The sequence below is a fragment of the Proteiniphilum sp. LBM24028 genome (assembly GCF_056629195.1).
This window is the reverse complement of sequence record NZ_CM152817.1, coordinates 1,596,123-1,616,370: the sequence shown is the minus strand read 5'-3', so window position 1 is coordinate 1,616,370 and position 20,248 is coordinate 1,596,123. Positions and strand designations below refer to the sequence as shown.

The window sequence follows — 20,248 nt, the reverse complement described above, 5'->3', positions numbered from 1 at the left end:
TTGTATGAAACGAGCATGAATTACGAAGTAATCGACTTTGTCAAAATAATTCTCATCCAATAATTTGATTAAAAGCGAGTTTCATATGCTACTTTTGAAAATAAATAATTTTAATAATATGAAAAATATTATATATATCAGTTTATCAATCCTGTATTTCCTGTTTGTCTCCTGTAATGATTTCCTTGACAGAAAACCTCTTGATAAAATGACAGAAGAAGATGTTTTCAATGATGATGCTTTGTTGATAGCTTATGTAAATGCCTGTTATAATGCCTATCCCAGTGGCTTCGAAGAAGCCATGATGTCTTCTACCACAGACGAGACTTACACACGCCACGGAAAGGAAAGTTCAGTTATCGTGTCCAGGGGAGAAATGACCCCGGATAACATTACTATTTTCGATAGCGGGCGTTTTTCTAATTTTAATTACTGGGAAAAGGCATATGAATATCTGCGCAATGTCAATACTTATTTTGAAAAGATTGATGATGCAAATGTTTCGGAAGTCCTGAAGAATAGATTGACTGGTGAGATGAAATTTATACGGGCATTCATTTATTCCAATCTGATTTGGCGTTTTGGCGGAGTCCCGATTATAACACGCTCTTATGATTTAAATGAGACCGATTATTCTATGCAGAGAAATACATACGACCAGTGCGTGGATTTTATATTGACCGACTTAGCGGAAGCGATAGAGAATTTACCTGATAAAATGGAAGGTGCTCACTCTGGTAGGGCTTCAGCTGATGCATGTAAAGCACTTAGAGCAAGAATCTTGCTTTATGCAGCCAGTCCGATGAACAATCCCGGTAATGATAAAATCAAGTGGGAGAAAGCCCGTGATGCATCTTTAGAAGTAATGAATCTCCCAGGATATGAACTTTCTGATAATTATAGGGATATCTTTCTTGAAAAAAATAACAGGGAAGTTATATTCAAAAGGGAATATACCAAAGCAAACGGACATAGGATGAATCTCTTCAATTCTCCTAATGGTTTTGACGGATGGGGAGGCAATTGTCCACTGCAGAATCTGGTAGATGATTACGAAATGAAAGCTACCGGAAAGAGACCGATTGAGGAGGGATCAGGTTATGACTCTACTCATCCGTATGAAGGCCGTGATCCTCGTTTCTATGCATCTGTTTTGTACAACGGAGCCATATATCGCGGACGAGAAGTGGAAGTATTTATCCCTAAAGGAAAAGATAGTTCGGAAGGTGATGTGGGCAGTTGGAATACTTCGCTGACAGGATACTATTTATATAAATTCATGGATGAGAGTCAACTATTAAGTGAAACTAATACACAACCGTGGGTATTCTTCCGATTGGCAGAATTTTATTTGAATTACGCTGAAGCACAATATCATCTTGGCAATGAAGCTGAATGTCGAGATGCCATAAATATCGTGAGAAGACGCAAGGGGGTAGAAATGCCCCTGGTTACCGAGTCAGGTAGTAAATTGATGGAAAGGCTTTACAATGAACGTAGAATAGAGTTATCTTTTGAGAATCATCGTTATTTTGATCTGCGCCGATGGCTTATTGCAGAATTTTATGAAAATATTGATGCGATGGGAGTACAGGTAATCAAGAAGGATGACGGAATATTTAAATATAATTCCATTACTGTATTGGAACGAAAATTTCTTCCCCAACATTATTTGCTTCCAATTCCCCGGGCCGAAATTCTTAAAAGTAAGAATACGTTGGTTCAAAATCCTCAGTATGAATAAATATCATATATTCAGCCTCGTTCAAAGCTTGAATAGAAGACCGCTGAGCCAAAATATTCTTGATATGTAAAACTTAAACATGCTTTTAAGTTAAATCTTCGTCCGAAAAGGTGTTTAACTATTCGATTTACAATAACTCCAAAGTTCATAGTTTATTTTATGCATCTTCTAATGTAGTTACTGACAATATGAATAAATTGCTTTTGTAAAGCATAAAATAAATGTGTCATATTTATATTGTTAAATTATTATTTGAAATAATAAAAAACATTTAATTTAGGATTAGGCGTATAAATAGTTATGGGAATATCCACACTCCTATCTTGTTGCTTATCAGATAATCTTTAAAATTGAAATTTGTAAAATAGTAAATTTAAAAAAATATTTATTCACATGAAGTTTAATTACGTATTTTCTACTCTCTTAATTTTATTTATTAGTTTGCATCTAAACTGTAGCAGTCAATCTCCTGAAGTTAAGATACCAAAAGAGTCATTTTCAGACTCTTCACGGATTATCAATATAATTAATTTTATCCGGCAGACCGATTACCGGATCGAGAACTCCGATAAACTATTGTTTGAGGCTGTGGAAAATCAGATTAAACTGGTTAATGAATATAATTTTCCGGCAACATTTCTCTTTCAGTATGATGCATTGATTAATCCTGCATACCAGAAGCTGATGAAAACTCAATTAAGTCCTAATTGCGAAATCGGTGCATGGTGGGAGATTACACAACCCCATGTAGAAGCAGCGGGAATAAAATGGCGCGGAGAACACTCCTGGGTGTCTCATGCGAATATTGCTTTTACAACCGGATATACCCCGGAAGAGCGGGAAAAGCTGGTCGACGTCTATATGTCCAAATTCAAAGACATCTACGGGGAGTATCCCAGATCGGTCGGGTCATGGTTTATTGATGCCCATACATTGGCGTATATGGTTAAAAAATACAAAATAGTGGCCTCTTCTAATTGTAAAGATCAGGTAGGTACTGATGGATATACGCTGTGGGGCGGCTATTGGAACCAGGCCTATTATCCCAGTCGACACAACGCATACATGCCGGCACAAACAAAAGAGAACCAGATACCGGTTCCTATATTCCGAATGCTGGGAAGTGATCCGATATATCAATATGAAACAGGCGTAGGGACAAATGGTCAGGATGTAATCTCGCTTGAACCGGTTTATAGAGAGGCCGGGAAAAACAGGGAATGGGTAAAATATTTTCTCGAATCGATTGTCAATCAGCCAAGCCTCGCTTTTAATTATGCGCAAGCAGGTCAGGAAAATTCGTTTACGTGGAGCAGCATGGAAGAGGGATTAAAAATGCAGTTCTCCTTATTCAAATCTTTACGTGATGAGGGGAAAATTCGCATTGAAACACTGGAGAACTCCGGTAAATGGTTTAAAGACCGCTTCATTATGACTCCTGCAACCGCTGTCACCACTTTGACGGATATTAGAGAAGAAGGAAATAAAACAGTCTGGTTTAACAGCCGTTTTTATCGCGCGAGTCTGCTATGGGAGAAAGATGGTTTCTGTTTCAGGGATATCCATATGTTTGATGAGAATCTCCAATCGGATTATCTGACTACACCGGGAACAGGCAATCAATTTTTCTATTATACACTGCCTGTGATTGATCGTTTTTACTGGAGTACTCCTGAAGAAAAAACCGGACTTCAAATCATGCAACTTGAGGATGACGGTTCCGTAAAGGAGATAGTACTGAAAGATCCCGTGGTAACTGAACCAGCAATAGATGTACTATGTGTATCTACATCGGACGGCAAGGGTAACCGATTTGAAATTGTATTTTATGAAAATAAAATCGATATATCATATAAAGGAGATAAAAAGGACTTTAGATGGCTAATGGCATTAAAGGTCCCGGAAAGCAGAAAAGATCGACTCCCTTTTGAGTCGTTTGAAGCAACTGTACTGAGAGCTAAATTCAAAGGATTTCCTTATAAGATTACCTGTGAACAGGGATTCATTCAAAAGGGAGATAAGACTGAATATGATCTCAAAATGGTACCGAACAAACACAAGTTGTTAATCAACTGCACAAACAGATAATAGGAAGAATAATGATTGATTTTTTTGTCGAAATATTAAAACACACCAAGTGAAACTTACAGTAAAGCATACGGCATAATGTAACCTCTATTCCGGCAAGCCATCTGCCTTTCGAAGATGTAATCAATAAAGTAAAATAACTCAAACAAGATTATTATGGAACAGATTAAGAGAAAAACTTTGAGATTAATTGTATTGATAAATATCATTACTTTGGGTGTTATTATATCAGGTTGTGATAATCAGTTAGATTTTTTATTTAATAATGAAGATATAATAGAATTTCAGGAAACTCCCAATAATAATACAGACATAATTAAGTTATCTTATGATACATGGCAAGATCAATTAGATTATCTTATCGATGATAGGCCTGAGACGAGCTTTATTACTAAGCAGGGATTAAAGTTAATTAGTTATAAATTATTGCCAGATGATGAAGATGCCAATGGCAATATTAATGCTCGTTCATACTTTCCCCTTTATAATAATCCAATGGATTACAATAAATATGAAATATTACCTCTTTCTGAAATATCTAAATCCAAACCTAATATAGTAAATGATTACATTCATTTTAGAGAAAGTGTAATAGATCAACACACAAATACTTCTTTAAGAAAAGTACAGCTTAAATGGGCATATAAAAATGTAGAATTTACAACTCTCTGTTTAGTGGTTGATAGCGAAATTATCTATGATGACCTTTTATCTCACATTTATGTCATTACAATATCTGAGCCATCTGAAACTCGTCAAATACCACGTCTTAAAAGTGAAAACGAAAATGATGAACCTATTATATATTTCTTCAATTCACCAAGTTGCAGTATTTCTGGTTTGACAGGATCAGCCGTAGCTTGGGCAAGTGTTACTGTTTATGGGACAAGAGCAGGGAGCATTAACTCGATAACAGGTTATACTCCAGAATATTATTCATCAACCACGGGATTTGGATACGTAGCAGATGCTTATTTAAATATCTTAGGATATGAGTCTGGGGCAAACGGCTATTGTAGATTTAAATGGGAGGTTTCAGTAGCACAAATAAACCCTTCTGGGGGTTCTAAAAAGTTTGGAGCAGAAACAAATATCACTCCTAATATGCTCAGTAATTAGAGTAAATTCTAATCTTATTTAATTATGAAAAATTTAGTTTGTCTTTTTCTCCTTGGCCTTAGTTTGTGTAATTTAGAAGGGGTATACCCTCAAATTTCTCATGGATTTAATGGAGCAACTACGAACCTGTATGAATACGGGGCACCTATCATTAAAAGCGAGGATAATATAATAAATCTGTTCAAAAACTTCCCACTGTATGTTGAAAATGGAGAAGATATTGATTTTTTGTCTTATGAATTTGTGGGAACAATAAAACATAAGAGGGACGCCAAAAAGTTTGTAAAAAAGAATTATGATGAGAATTTCTGGTTTAGTTGGACTACTGTTTTCTACAGAAATAATGCCGATATAAGTGAGAATATTCCCTCTTCTGCTGAATTTTTTACAGAAAATCCATTACCTATTCTTGGAAAGAAAACTATTAGAAATATGATCAATACTATTTCGGAAGAGTATGTTCATATTGGAGATGAAGTTTACGCAATTGATTATGTCGTAGAATTGCAAAAGCACAGGCATTATATTTTTGTCAACCCAACTACAAAAAAAGTACTATTGAAAGGAAATATTTTTGGCATTGAAATTCCAATAACTCATATAGAATATATAAATGAAGCAAAAAAAATCACGTTAAGTAAAAAATAAAAGATATTAGAAAATCCCCTCTCCGGTAATAAACAGCATCATCAATAAAATGCGAAGTTTATTGAATGAACCGGATAGTTCGGATGACTCGCTAAAATTAATTGAATACAATATGAAACCGATAATAAAAGAACAACTCAAAGTAAGCTGGGCATTTGCAATAGCTGCCTGTATATTTATCCTACTTGTTATTTTTTCTACTTCAGGGCTATATAATGTACCCGATATTTTTTGGGGCATAGCCTACATATTATTGGCAGTCACATTAACTATTACATGCCTTAAAGCGTCGAAAAGATTTCAACAGAAAGGTAGGTACGCCACTTGTTCCAGATTGATGTATGTCGCGGGACTTTTGTCGGGATTATGGCTCTATGAAGCCATTAAACACTTGTTCTGAATAATCCAGAAGATTTACCGGACAAATTGCCTCATCCGGTAAATCTCTTTTTTCAAATTATACATGTTACATCAAACAATGAAACATATATACAGAATTTCTTTTTTCGCATTTTTTGTCTTTTCCTTCGGCTGTTCCCATAAAAAAAACAGCCCTTTGGAAGAAGTGTTGAAACTGGCCGGTTCAAACAGACATGAATTAGAACGGGTAATCAAACATTACCGCGCAACACCGGTGGACAGCCTGAAACTGAAAGCTGCCGAATTCCTTATCCTGAACATGCCGGGAAAATATTCCGAATGTTATGAAGCGCCCTGGGAAGATGTGGCGACCGTAAACCTGAGGTGGAGTAGCTCTTCAGACAAACAGAAAGTGTTAGACACTTATCAATTGGGAAATCCGGTTCGAAAAGAAGATATTGAACATATCACTGCCGAATATCTGATTAACAATATCGACCTGGCTTTTCAGGTCTGGAACGACAAGCCGTGGGGAAAATATATCCCTTTCGACACCTTTTGCGAAGAAATACTTCCATACCGGATCGGAACGGAGTCGCTTGAAAATTGGCGGGAGAAAGTCCTGACAAGTTTTGCCGACATAAATAATTCGCTAAAGGAAGATTCTATAATGACCGCTGTGCAAGCATGCCGCAGGGTAAATGACCTTTTACCCCGCTTCCGTCTGGACAAGGACTTCTCCAATATGAGTTTTACCCGACTGATGGCAACCACAAGGGGAATGTGTGACAGCCAGGCCGCATTGGCCGCTTTTGTGATGAGAGGACTGGGAATTCCCGTAACCATTGACTTTACCCCGCAGTGGAAAAATCACCCTACCGGGCATAGCTGGAACAGTGTTTGCGACAGTGCGGGACAACACATATCCTTCATGTGGACTGAAACCAATCCTTACGACTCCCACCAAGGCAATACATTGCAGAAAGCAAAGGCATACCGAAAAACCTACAGGCAGCACAGAATTGTGGAAATGGATGAAATGAGTACCCCACCCTTGTTTCAGGACAATTTAACCGATATTTCTTCGGAACATCATAACATGGCAAGCACGGCCATCCCGGTAAAACACCGTTCCGAAATCCAGACGGGTCATGTCTTTCTTGCCCTGTTCTACGATTTTGAATGGCGTTTGACAGGGCATGGTGAAGTTGATTCCGATAGTATCCGTTTCCAGCATATCGGGAAAGATATCCTTTATCTTCCGGTCTATTGCGAAAAGGGAATCCAGATTCCAGCCGGGAATCCATTTTATGTGGATAGTAAAGGGGAAATCCACCTCCTGTCGCCGGACAGCCCCGACAGCCTGATGTCGTTCCGGGCAATAGGGTCGGGAGATGACCTTACATTGAATTGGCGTATGGTGGATGCCGTCTTTGAAGGTTCGGATGATGCTGATTTTTCAAATGTCCGGAAAATACATACAATATCGGAAATGCCCGGGCTTTATAATAAGGTAGTATTGAAAAAAAACATATCCTTACCGGTATATCCGTTACAGGGCTCCTGCCGGTTGTTACTGTAATGTTTCAGAAATATCTTTTTACGATGCTTCCGGCGTGAAACTTAAAGGTGAAAATATCGGTCTTCCAGGATCTTATAATGACTGGGGTAATACTGGTGATAAAGCATTCGACGGGGATATCACTACATTTTATGATGCAGCCGGGGCGGAAGAGTCATGGACCGGCCTGGACTTCGGAGAAGAAAGGAAAATTGCATCTATACAATACTCACCCCGACTCTTGGGTATCGGTATTTATGAAGGGCATGAATATGAGTTATTTCACTGGGAAACCGACCGATGGAGATCCCTGGGTAAAAAAATCGCAAAGGGGCAAACAGTTGAATTCAAAGTTCCGCGCAGATCATTGTTTTATCTCTCTAACAATACAATAAAAAATAAAGGGCAAGTTTCCTTTTTTTTGGAAGACACACTCTTTTATTATAACTAAATGACATTATTAATCAATTACTAATCACAAAAACATGAAAGAATGAAAAGATTTGGAATTATTTTTTTATGCATCCCCTTTTTCATAGGGCTTTGGATTTCGTGCAATGAAAATGAAGATCAGACGAAATTTCAGGCATTTGATCCGTCAAAACCCATAGAAATAGGAGGATTTTATCCCGACTCGGGAGGTATTGCAACTCCTTTTATTATTGAAGGACATAATTTTGGTAGTGATACGACAGATTTGAAGGTTTTCTTTGAAGATACGCTCGGGGTAAAACATCCGGCGGGAATAGTAGGATCAAACGGAAATAAAATTTATACGATGGTACCGAAATTGACCTACCTGAGGAACATGAAAATTATCGTGGAACGGACACTCCCCAATGGGGAAAAGGTGGCTGGGGTAGCGGCCGACCTATTTCAGTACAAGACCCAAACTACGGTGAGTACCGTGGTGGGAAGACCCGAACCGGACAATAATTCGTCACGGACGATAGGAGGCGATTTTACTTCGGCTACGCTCTCCGTACCTTTCACGATTGTATTGGACGATGAAGATAATATCTTTGTTGCAGAACGATTTACCAACAGTCCGAACGGATTCAATAGTCAAAGGGCAAAAGACGATAAGGGTAACGACGTGAGCAGCAATCTTGTCATGGCGGATACGAAAAGTCAAACCGTAACGGTTGTCCAATATAATGCCAATCTTACCAATGCGCCTACGTTTTCCGGGGAGCCAGGGAATGAGTCCGTATACATGCCGGTAGATGACGGTTTGTATTATTATCAACTACCTAAAAGTCTGAGTTATGCTCCCAGACGACGCTCTTTGATTACCTCACCCGAAACAAAGGATATCATTGAAGGGAACTGGAAGTATTCATTTGTCGCCAATAAAGTAGACAACATGGTATATTCGGTTATGTGGAAAGGACAACTGGTTCGCTTTAATCCTTCCACGAGGAATGTTGAGTTACTACTCCACAATGTGTTGCCCAATATACCCAACTACAAAGGCCAGTCAGGGTGCAATACTTTTTGCATCTTTTCACCCATCAATCCCAATTTGTTGTATTTCTGTATGGAGGATTATAATATTATCGGGCGGGTGGATGTCTCTCAACTGGCCGATAAGGACAAAGCGACCTATAAAGGTGAGTATTATGCCGGAAAAGCAATCTTGGAAGGCCCCCGGAACGGGTCCGGATGGGAAGATGGCTTACTTGAGAATGCACGTTTTTTTGGACCCAAACAAATATGCTTTACGGAAGACGGGAAATTGTATATTGCCGACACCGGGAACCATTGCATCCGGGTAATTGACACGACCGTGCCTAAAGACAAAGCCACGGTGAACACGGCAATCGGATTGCCGCAAAGCCCAGGATACAAGGATGGAGGTCCTGAGTTGGCAAAATTCGATAATCCTTGTGGTGTAGCTGTGAACAGCGACGGCTCTATCGTCTATGTTGCCGACACCCGTAACAAAGTGATCCGGAAACTATCCATTGAATAATTGTAAGACAGTATAAATATGAAAAAAACAACACTTTTCACTTTACTCCTGATCTGTTCATGTGTTATACGTGTCTACAGCCAGGAAAATACAAATAGAAACCTGGAAATCTCCGGCGTGGTTTTGGATGCTACCAATGAACCCTTACCCGGTGTTTCCATCTATATTAAAAACGTACCCGCTGTAGGAACTACTACTGACGCGAAGGGCAAGTTCAACTTGAAAGTAGGTTATAGGGAAACCGTAGTTTTTCAGATGATCGGGATGACCTCTGTTGAATATTTTGTGGAAAAGAGCGATAAGAAAATGGAGATCATTCTTGAAGATGACAGTCAACAATTGGAAGAAATAGTGGTTACCGGCTTGACATCACAAAAGAAAGTGTCAATAGTGGGTGCAATTACCAGTGTAGACGTGGATGAGTTGAAAACACCCGCTGTATCCCTCAACAACATGCTGGGAGGTAGGGTAGCGGGTATAATGACAAGTATGACATCAGGTGAACCTGGAAAGAATATTTCCAATTTCTGGATCAGGGGCATTGGTACCTTTGGAGCGAATTCGGGCGCTTTGGTATTGATCGACGGACTGGAAGGACGTCTTGAAGATGTGGATCCCGATGACGTACAGTCATTCCAAATACTGAAGGATGCAGCGGCAACTGCGGTCTATGGGGTACGTGGGGCAAATGGGGTAGTCATTGTTACCACGAAAAGAGGTGAAGCCGGGAGACTACAAATAACAGGCCGGGCTACACTGCAGATAAATCAACTGCGAAGATTACCTGAGTACCTGGGTGCATACGACTATGCTAAACTGGCCAATGAGGCGAGAGCCATGTCAGGCGACCCGGACTTATATACACGCCTTGAATTGGATGTCATTCAATCCCGTCTCGACCCAGAGTTATACCCTGATGTCAACTGGATTGACGAGATCATGAAAAAAAACTCCATGCAGCAACGATACTATATGAGTGCAAAGGGCGGCGGTGACCTGGCTAACTATTACGTATCTGTGGGAGCTCAACAGGAATATGCGGCATACAAGCAGGAGGAGTCCAAATTTAAAAAACCCGTAGCCTACAACAAACTGACGTATCGGGCCAATATCGATATGAATCTCACGCCAAAAACAAAACTCTATTTTGGTGTAGATGGAAACGTCACCGAGCATACCTTGCCGGGATCCGAAAATACTAATACTCTATGGAGTGCTGTCCGCCAACTCACTCCCGTTATGTTCCCCTTAAAATATGCTGATGACACGTTACCGACTTATGGTACTTATGACCTGTCATCCCCGTACACTACCCTTAATTATACGGGATACACACGTAACAGTAATTCACGCAACATGATCACGCTCAGTCTTGCGCAGCAGGTAGGAGGATTCCTTGAAGGACTTAGCTTGTCGGCACAAGTGATGGCCGATTATGAAACCTATTTTTCTGAACACCGTCGCTTATGGCCCAATATGTACCGGGCTACAGGACGTGATGCGAAAGGAATGCTCATCAAAACGTTGCGTATTACGGAATCTCAACTCAGTTACGGCAGTAATAACAATATGTGGAGAAAATATTACGGGGAAGCCAAAGCGAACTGGAATCGTTCTTTTGGCAGACACGATATGGGAGCGCTTCTGTACTATTATATGGAAGACGCTCAGGACACCCGTTGGAGAAGAGATGGTGACAATCTCGGCATCAACTCCATTCCCGCTCGCCGTCAAAATGTATCGGGACGTCTTTCTTATGGCTATAACAACACTTACTTTATCGACGGAAATTTTGGCTATACCGGCTCTTCCCAGTTTGCGAGAGGCCAACGTTATGGATTCTTTCCTTCTATAGCGCTCGGATGGGTACCCACTTCCTATCAGTGGGTACAGGATAATTTACCGGTATTATCTTTCCTTAAGTTTAGGGGTTCCTATGGTTTGGCAGGTAACGACCAGATAGCCGGGGCAGCTCGTTTCCCTTACCTTACATTTATTGACAATCGAGCCGGAAGTTATTGGGGATACCGGGGATTTGGTATTACTGAAATACAGATTGGGGCTGATAATTTACGATGGGAAGTTTCTAAAAAAGCCAATATAGGTATAGAAGCTAACTTCTTCAATGACAACCTCCGGTTTGTGGTGGATCTGTTCCGGGATCAACGCGATAATATATTTATGCCAAGGGTTACACTGCCCGATTTTTTGGGATTGGTCACTATTCCGCAATCAAATGTGGGAAGTATGCACAGTTTTGGCTCTGACGGCAATGTATCCTATTTCCATGCCCTTAATAAAGATATAGATTTCACCGTGCGAGCAAATTATACATTTTCTCAAAATATCATAGACTATTTCGAAGAAAATAAACTTCCTTACGAATATATGAGTGTTTCTGGTAAACCATATGGCATTATTCGCGGATATATCTCGGAAGGATTGTTTAGTAACCAGGAAGAGATAGAAACCAGCCCCGACCAGAGCGGTTTTGGTCAGGTACGTCCGGGTGATATCAAATATCGTGATGTAAATGGGGATGGCATCATCAATGATGATGATAAAGTACCGCTTTCATACGGTAACCAGGTGCCCCGGCTTATGTACGGTGTGGGAGGAGATATCCGTTGGAAAAAACTGACTCTGGCCGTGTTATTTAAAGGTGCCGCTAAAGTGGAATATTATCGTGCAGGCATGAATATTGCCAACTACGGGCTCAATGCCCCGGGTTGGATACCTTTCTATAACGGCGAATTGGGGAATGTGATCAAACTGGCAAACAATCCCTCAAATCGGTGGACGCCGGCATGGTATTCAGGTACTGCTGAAACAGAAAATCCCAATGCCGAATTCCCCCGCCTTTCGTATGGTAGCAACTCCAATAATTCCCAACTTTCTACCTTCTGGAAACGGGATGGGTCTTACGTCCGCCTACAAGAGGTGAGTCTGCGTTATAAAGTGAATAATCGTCTATGGATGAAGAGTCTGGGGTTGACCTCTGTCGACCTGGAATTTGTAGCGAATAATCTTTTCACTATTGACAAGGTAAAATATTTCGATCCCGAACAAGCGACTTATAACGGGGGAGTGTATCCTATTCCAACATCGTATACGTTTCAAATCTATCTGAACTTTTAATGATTACTATATATGAATATCTTATCAAAAATAATAATTGCGACTGGAGTTGTAAGCCTGATGCTTAGTTCCTGTAATTTTCTGGATGTTGACACCTACTTCGAAGATACATTCAGAGAGGACTCCATATTTCATAGCATGAAAAATGCAGAGGGCTACCTATGGAACACACCAAAAGATTTCCCGGATCCGGGAGCCATATGGGGTAATTCATGGAATCTCGGAGAAATGGCGTCTGATGAAATGACGGCTAGATGGAGAACCGGGGAGTTTGCCGGAATCCAGTTTACGGTTGGAGAGATCAATGAGAGGAATGTTCCGGGATCCATGAATATCTGGCACAGGATGTATAAAGTGATCCGGCGCTGTAACACCATGCTTGGCGAGGTAGACAAGGTGGGAGACATGTCCACCCGGGAAAAACAGATATATAAGGGATATGTTCATTTTTTGCGGGGATACGCATACTACCATCTGCTGATGAACTGGGGGCCATGCCTGATAGTAGGGGACGAGGTATTTCCCAACTCCGAGTCGGCGGAATATTATAATAGGGAACGCTCCACCTATGACGAATCAGTGGATTACATATGCAATGAGTTCGCATTGGCCGCACAATCCATCCCTTCGGCATCACAGCAATCAATCAGTTATTTCGAGCGTCCCACCAAGGGGGCAGCATTGGCAATGATTGCCCGATTAAGGCTTTACCACGCTTCTCCCCTGTTCAATGGAGGCGACGCCGCCCGCAGAAGTTTCGGCACATGGAAACGGAAGAGCGACGGAGTCTTTTATGTGAACCAGGAATATGATCCGCGCCGCTGGGCTATTGCCGCCGCTGCAGCAAAAGCAGTGATAGATATGGGACAGTATCAGTTGTATACAGTGGATGCCGATCCGAAGAATCCATACCCTTTAGCTGTTAATGTACCTACTGCACCGTTCCCTGAAGGAGCCGGAGGAATCGATCCCTTACATTCGTATCATGATATGTTTAATGGTGAAGGAATTATACAGACTAACAAAGAATTTATCTGGGCGCATATATCGTCTAGTGTGAGGAATTACACCAGACATTCTTTTCCGGTTTATTTTGGAGGATGGGGAGGTATGGCAGTTCCACAACGTGTGATAGACTGTTACCTCATGGCTGATGGACGAACAATCCATAATGCCTCTGAAGAATATCCGTATGATCCCATATTAACGAATACAATTGGAGGAAGTGGCAAAGTTTTGGGCACTTATGTATTACGGGCAGATGTACCCAAAATGTATGATAACCGTGAAGCTCGTTTTTATGCCTCTATCGGCTTTCCAGGTTCTTTCTGGCCCATGAACTCCGCTTCCCAGGACGGTACATACACACAGAAGCAATTGTGGTTTTCACATGATGATGTATCCGGAATTACAGGTGCAGGGAGTAATATCAACGACTACAATGTGAGCGGTTATACTCCCATTAAATATATTCATCCAGACGATTCATGGGCAAACGGGAAAGGAAATGTGAAATCAGCCTTTATTACAGAACCCAAACCTTTTCCAATCATTCGCTATGCCGAAGTATTGTTGGAATACGTGGAAGCACTCAACAACGTGGAAGGCAGTGAAATTGTAGAAACCATTGAACCGATTGGTAATGACACGATCACCGTTACCATTACCCGTGATGTGGTGGAAATGGCGAAATACTTTAACCTTATCCGCTACCGGGCGGGACTCCCCGGAGTAAGTGATGCCCAACTGGCAAGCAAAGAGACATTTCAGGAAGTGATTATGAATGAAAGGCAAGTTGAACTCTTCAATGAAGGATACCGTGTCTTTGATACTCGAAGATGGGGTATCTATCTGGAAGAAGATGCAAATTCATCTAATTGGAGAGGGCTTAATATAGAGAGAGACAGAACGAACAATAACAATAACGAGGGCTTTTTTGAGATAGTGACCATCAACACACAAAACATTCGCGATCGTATTGCCTCCCCCCGGATGGTTTTTCTCCCATTACCACACAATGAATTGCTAAAGGTACCGGAAATGGATCAAAACCCTGGTTGGGACAGATAAATAGTAATCTTATTACTCAATAAACTGATTTGAAAATGAAAAATAGTATAAAGAAAGCTTGTTATAGCATACTTGGAATAACTATGATAGCCTGTAATTCCTATGATTTTGAACAGGAACAACACAGGAACGAAGTTTATTTACTCAGCAATTCCAATTTGGTATATGACCGGCAGATTGCTGAGCTTAAACAGGACGGTGATACCGTTTATCTTGTGGCAGGATTGAGCGGAACGTTAAAAGCCGACAGACCTTTCAAAGTGGCACTCATGGAAGCGGATTCCCTTTTTAAAGCATACAATAAATCGAATTACGATATAGAAACGGACCGCTATGCACGACTACTTCCTGAAGAGTGTTATACAATTCCTTCTTTGGAAGGACAGATACCAGCGGGAGAAACGCAGGTGAAGTTCCCTGTTTACTTACAAAACCTGGATAAACTTTCTCCTGATTCGATCTATTTCTTGAATTACAAAATTGATCCTTCGAAAACAGACGCATTTAATCCTAAAAAAGACGAGGTATTATTGCGTATATTTAAAGAAAATGACTTCTCCACGACCCGGCGTAATATTTATTATAATTATACCACTTCGTTTGTAACTATACTGGACAAGGATAATCCGCTTGTACGGCGCCCAACCAGTGCCAACCAGGTATTTCCGCTGGGAAATAGTTCCGTGAGGATGCTGGCCGGTGATGAGGAATTTGGTGAATACAAAACCGCACTGGATCGCATTAGCGAAAGGAGCATTGTAGTAACAATGGGTGAGCAAACATCAAAAAACCCCCTGGCACGTCATGCTACAATTGAACCATATGGAACAATCGACGTGATACAACTGGTTCCGTTTGAAATCTATGATAATACATTCTTGATTAACATCATCTCCACACCCGATGGCCGTAGCACGTACTATAAAGAATTCAGGTTGCATTATAAGTACCGGTTGAAAGGATCAGATCCCTATAAGGAGGTGAAAGCAATTTTGCGAATGGAATATAGTCCGAGAGCGGACATGTTATAATGATCATCAAAAGTATCATGTACCAAATAAAAAATAATCGTATGAGAAAAAATATAGTATTATTCGGATTAATCGGAGTATTGGTTAGCCCCTTGGGTGTAATCTCCTGCAAACCCGATTATGAGACAGAATTCGAAGTAAAAACATTGATTGTTCCCGATAAAAGCCTGGCTCCCGTATTTTTCCCTTTGGAAGGGGGCGAAGCAATTGCCGAGGTGGAAACCAATGTGGCATTAACCGGCTGGTCGGCATCTTCGAATGCAACTTGGTTATCGGTTGACAAGAAAGAGGGAAAAGTAATCATGTCTGCCGGGAGTAATGACACGTATGCTCCCCGAATTGCCCGTGTCACTATTGAATACGGACATCAGGCATATTATATTAATGTTTCCCAGACAGGTAAGATCCCTATTCTTTTGGTTGATGGAGAAAGGAAAGGTATAGTTAAATCGGTTAGCGCGGCTGCAACAACTGTTTCGGTACAGGTTACGTCAAATATAGTTTTGGATCATATCCTGATCCCTGATACTGTAGACTTTGTACATGTTGATGCTATCACAGATGTGGAGGGGAGTATGGATGAAAAAACAGTGACTTTTAAAATTGATCAGAATCTTAGTAGAAATGCGCGTTATAGTGCTGTAACCTTTCAATCATCGGATAACTACAATCATACGGCTTCTTTTGTTATTTCACAGGCAGGTATGATTTTCGCTGAAATACCGTTGACGGAGGATATGTTATCTACAAATGCGCAAGAACCTCGTGAGGGTCCCATAAAAAATCTGATAGATGGTAACCCCGGCACCTACTTCCACTCAGCATGGTCTTACAGTATTGGTGTGCCGCACTTTTTTCAGGTCACATTAAACGATCCTATAGAAGGGTGCATTTTCTGGTATCAGAATAGAAATGCTTCCGGTGGGGAACCTATTGACGTGTTAATACAGGTTAGTACAGACGGAGAACAATGGAGTGATTTGTCACATATCTCTGCCGGGTTACCAAGAGGTTCTTCCTCTCAATACGAGTCAGCCTACCTGGCGGCTGATTCACCGTTTACGCATTTCAGGTTTACTGTAAACAAAACATCCTCAGGTACGGCTCCCCGCCACTTCAGTATTGCTGAATTCAGAATATATGCACCGGAGTAGGTATAGTCATATTTACAGATAATTTTTAAGCGGAAGGGAGTGGAGATAAAACACCCTCTTCCGTTATCACTCTTTTTCAAATAGATAATACGTACGTAGTTCCATATAGCTATAGTTCGTACTAATTTACATATCAATATGAAAACGTATAGATACTTATATTATAAATTATATTGTATCTGGCTGAAAAAGAAGGATGAAGTGGAAAATTCCCGTATAAATGCAGTGCTTACATTAACTTTTTCATTGTATATCAATATAATAAACATATCCCTCATTTTATTGGTGTTACTAAAAACAGAAATTATTAAATTGTCGGAGATTGATGCCAATGAGTATATTTTTATCCCGATAGTTTTTCTAGTTGGTGGGATATTCAATTATTTATTACTTGCACGCAAAAAAACAGCATGAGAAGATATTTGAAGAATTTAAATCGGAAAGTGAAGCAAAACGAAAGAGAGGAATGGTATATACTATACTTTATCTCATCGTGTCTTTTGGAACTCCTTTGTATATTGCTTTCTTTATACAACCCCATAATAAAATAGAAGGCTTGAACAACCCGGTAAAAAAATATCGATCCCAACGGCATGGACGTATGGAGCATCACCGACCCTGAAGAGATCCGCCGGGCAATAGAAAGTTTGTTGTTGGGCGGAAGTTTCCAGTATAACAGTAATTGGATATACAGATCCGATAGGGACTTTTTAAATCCCTATGGGGATGCCTATTACCCGGGATTGAACTATAATTCCCGCACCGGACAGTTATGGTTCTTGTCGGGAGGAATGGCATCTGATTCATATGTGAGTCAATTGACCCGGATATCGAAGGGAATGTGGGGGAATTCCTATGCAGGATATGGGTCTCTTGATGAATTTGTTGGCAATGATATGTGGCAGAGAATATCGGATGATTTGAATGGAGCAAGCTTCGTTATTGGAGGAACAGCATATTCTGGAGGAAGAGCCCTGGACCGGACAATGACTTATTATATTTCTTCCTTTTCCCAAGCAAGACCATCTCAAGTGATGTTTAAACTTCCAGGTTATAACATGTTAGGGCAGCTTGCTTACGTGCTTCCGCCGTTAGCCAGTGATAATCTGCCTGTAAGCGGAGCGGCATATAGTGGGTCAAACGATTATCGGCCTCTAATATGAATATAGATAACTTATGGTTGAAAATGTGGGTAAAAAATAAAGGACAAGTTTCCTTTCATTTCAGCAAATAGTTTCTTTTATTATGACCATAACTAAATACTTCGGTAAATATTGATTTAAAACGGAATCAAAATGAAAAATTCACAGAGAAATATAACCTGCAAAAGCGGAATTGTTATGGAAAAAATATTCTATCTGTTACTTTTGACAGTATGTATCGTTTTATCCGGTTGTTCACAGGAAGAAACAGATAATTTTCCTGATCCTGATAAAGAAGAGGATCCAAACGGGACTCCTGCAAGAAAAGATGATCCGAAGTCCATTGGAATTAATTCCGGTAATATTACAATGCCTGCCAGTGGGACCATTACCGTACAATATTCAGATTCTCCGTCAGGCAATGGTATTGATAAAATAGTGGATAACGATCCCGATTCAAAATTCTCCATAGAAAGTGATAAAGTATGGATCGTCTGGAGAAGCGACGAAGCTTTTACTGCTACCGGTTATTTTATCACATCGGCAGAGGGAAATCCTGAAAACGATCCCAAGTCATGGAATTTGTCGGCATCCAACGATAACACGTCGTGGAAAACGCTTGCTTCTGGTTCCAATATTACTTTCACGGAACGGAAACAGAAAAAAGAGTTTCAGTTTACGAATAATAATTCATATAAATATTACAAATTATCTGTTACGGCCAATAATGGAGGTACCAAGATTGAGATAGCCGACTGGGGGCTGACGATGAAGAAGGTGATGCCCAAGTCAATAAAAATCGTATCTGAAAACACAACCCTGCCCGGGACGGGAACCATAACCGTTCAATATGATGATTCGCCGGTTGGGGATGATATAGACAAACTCATCGACGGAGATGCCGACACCAAATATACGGTGAATTATAACAAGGTTTGGATTGTATGGAAAGGTAATTCTGCCGTTGAGTTGGATGGGTATTTTATCACCTCTTCCACTTTTCATTCTCAGTTTGATCCTAAATCATGGATTTTGTCGGCCTCAAATGACAGTATTTCCTGGAAAGTACTAGACACAAAGACTGCTTATACATTTACAGACCGAAAAGCGAAAAAAATATTTTCCATTACAGATAATAACTCTTATCTATATTTTAAATTAGACATTACTGCCAATAATGGAGGTGTCATAACACAAATTGCCGATTGGGGTTTGAAAAAAACGATAAAGATGGAAGACCTGATGAAATTGGCTTCGGGTTTCACCCATTCAACCCAAACCCCAATGGGTGTTCATTATGAAAATCGTCATTTGACTACCGATTTGGACAGGGCGTGGCTGCTTGATGCAAATAATGAACCGCCTGTACCGGGCAGTTTAAATGGCAGTGCAATCTGGAAAGAACTTCCCGTTACTCTTTATCCTTTTGGGGATCCAATACCCGCTGATATTAATCAGCACAATATTGGCGATTGCGGCGGGATAGCCGCTCTGACTTCAATGGCTTACTTATACCCTGATTTTATAAAATCAATCATTACGGATAATGGGGATAAAACATACACTGTCGACATGTTCGATCCTCAGGGGAAACCGATCAAGGTTACATTGTCATCTACTTTTCTTGTCACAAAAGACAATGGTAATATCGCCGCTGTGTCGGGTAAAAGAGACCAGGCCTGCTGGAGCACTTTACTTGAGAAAGCAATTATCAAATATAATGCAATCTACAAAGTGGATCCTGAAATCGGGGGAATCGGAAGTCATGTTGTTCCGCCTCTCTTCACCGGTGAAGGGAATAGTTTTGGTTTTCCCGCAGGTGTGTTGAAGCCTGATCAACTAAAAGTAATGGTCGAGACTTCTTTAAACGAGGGAAATTTCGTTGTGGGGGGATTTAATCAGGTGAAGCCTATTGGTAATACGAAAACAGTAACAGGTCACGCTTATACGTATCTGTTGTCCACAGATCCAAATGCACTTTTTTCCATGCGTAATCCCTGGGGTGGAAATCCCGGTGCAGATGGCACACTGGACGGCGTATTGAACATACCTGATGATGGTATTATTCCTACTTTGATAGATGTTGGGGTTACGGGACCGGGAAAAGCTGCTCCGATGAAAAAGGATGTCAAACCATACGATCCTTCGATATACTCATTCACGACGCATAAGATGCGCGTTAGTGCTGCCCTGATGGAGTCGGGGAGATGAACATGTA

At 40.6% G+C, this 20,248-nt stretch carries 13 protein-coding genes; all 13 read left to right on the top strand.

Annotated features, from left to right (window positions below; all coding sequences use genetic code 11):
• Positions 1–118 precede the first annotated feature (118 nt).
• Positions 119–1,744, top strand: coding sequence for a RagB/SusD family nutrient uptake outer membrane protein (locus AC1HCU_RS06420; RefSeq protein WP_480370483.1), 1,626 nt, complete (start codon positions 119–121; stop codon positions 1,742–1,744).
• Between the two features lie 393 nt (positions 1,745–2,137).
• Positions 2,138–3,832 (top strand): hypothetical protein, encoded by a 1,695-nt coding sequence (locus AC1HCU_RS06415; RefSeq protein ID WP_480370481.1) that lies wholly within the window; start codon positions 2,138–2,140, stop codon positions 3,830–3,832.
• Positions 3,833–3,988: 156 nt separating this feature from the next.
• The gene (locus AC1HCU_RS06410; RefSeq protein WP_480370478.1) at positions 3,989–4,951 is read left to right on the top strand and encodes a hypothetical protein; all 963 of its coding nucleotides are present in this window, start codon (positions 3,989–3,991) and stop codon (positions 4,949–4,951) included.
• Positions 4,952–4,975: 24 nt separating this feature from the next.
• Positions 4,976–5,599 (top strand): hypothetical protein, encoded by a 624-nt coding sequence (locus AC1HCU_RS06405; RefSeq protein WP_480370475.1) that lies wholly within the window; start codon positions 4,976–4,978, stop codon positions 5,597–5,599.
• Positions 5,600–6,164: 565 nt separating this feature from the next.
• Entirely contained in the window at positions 6,165–7,541 is a 1,377-nt protein-coding gene (locus tag AC1HCU_RS06400) for a transglutaminase domain-containing protein (RefSeq protein ID WP_480371088.1), read from the top strand.
• Positions 7,542–7,575: 34 nt separating this feature from the next.
• Positions 7,576–7,971 (top strand): hypothetical protein, encoded by a 396-nt coding sequence (locus tag AC1HCU_RS06395; protein WP_480370473.1) that lies wholly within the window; start codon positions 7,576–7,578, stop codon positions 7,969–7,971.
• Positions 7,972–8,013: 42 nt separating this feature from the next.
• Complete coding sequence (locus AC1HCU_RS06390; protein ID WP_480370470.1) at positions 8,014–9,495, top strand: IPT/TIG domain-containing protein; 1,482 nt, start codon at positions 8,014–8,016, stop codon at positions 9,493–9,495.
• An 18-nt stretch (positions 9,496–9,513) separates the two neighbouring features.
• A complete protein-coding gene (locus AC1HCU_RS06385; RefSeq protein ID WP_480370467.1) occupies positions 9,514–12,633 on the top strand; it encodes a SusC/RagA family TonB-linked outer membrane protein in 3,120 nt (1,039 codons plus the stop codon).
• A 12-nt stretch (positions 12,634–12,645) separates the two neighbouring features.
• A complete protein-coding gene (locus AC1HCU_RS06380) occupies positions 12,646–14,703 on the top strand; it encodes a RagB/SusD family nutrient uptake outer membrane protein (protein WP_480370463.1) in 2,058 nt (685 codons plus the stop codon).
• Positions 14,704–14,738: 35 nt separating this feature from the next.
• Complete coding sequence (locus AC1HCU_RS06375; protein WP_480370460.1) at positions 14,739–15,734, top strand: BT_3044 domain-containing protein; 996 nt, start codon at positions 14,739–14,741, stop codon at positions 15,732–15,734.
• Between the two features lie 41 nt (positions 15,735–15,775).
• Positions 15,776–16,888, top strand: coding sequence for a discoidin domain-containing protein (locus tag AC1HCU_RS06370; protein WP_480370458.1), 1,113 nt, complete (start codon positions 15,776–15,778; stop codon positions 16,886–16,888).
• A 593-nt stretch (positions 16,889–17,481) separates the two neighbouring features.
• The gene (locus AC1HCU_RS06365; protein ID WP_480370455.1) at positions 17,482–18,051 is read left to right on the top strand and encodes a hypothetical protein; all 570 of its coding nucleotides are present in this window, start codon (positions 17,482–17,484) and stop codon (positions 18,049–18,051) included.
• A 177-nt stretch (positions 18,052–18,228) separates the two neighbouring features.
• Positions 18,229–20,241, top strand: a complete 2,013-nt coding sequence (locus AC1HCU_RS06360; protein ID WP_480370452.1) for a C2 family cysteine protease — start codon at positions 18,229–18,231, stop codon at positions 20,239–20,241.
• The last annotated feature ends 7 nt before the right edge of the window (positions 20,242–20,248 follow it).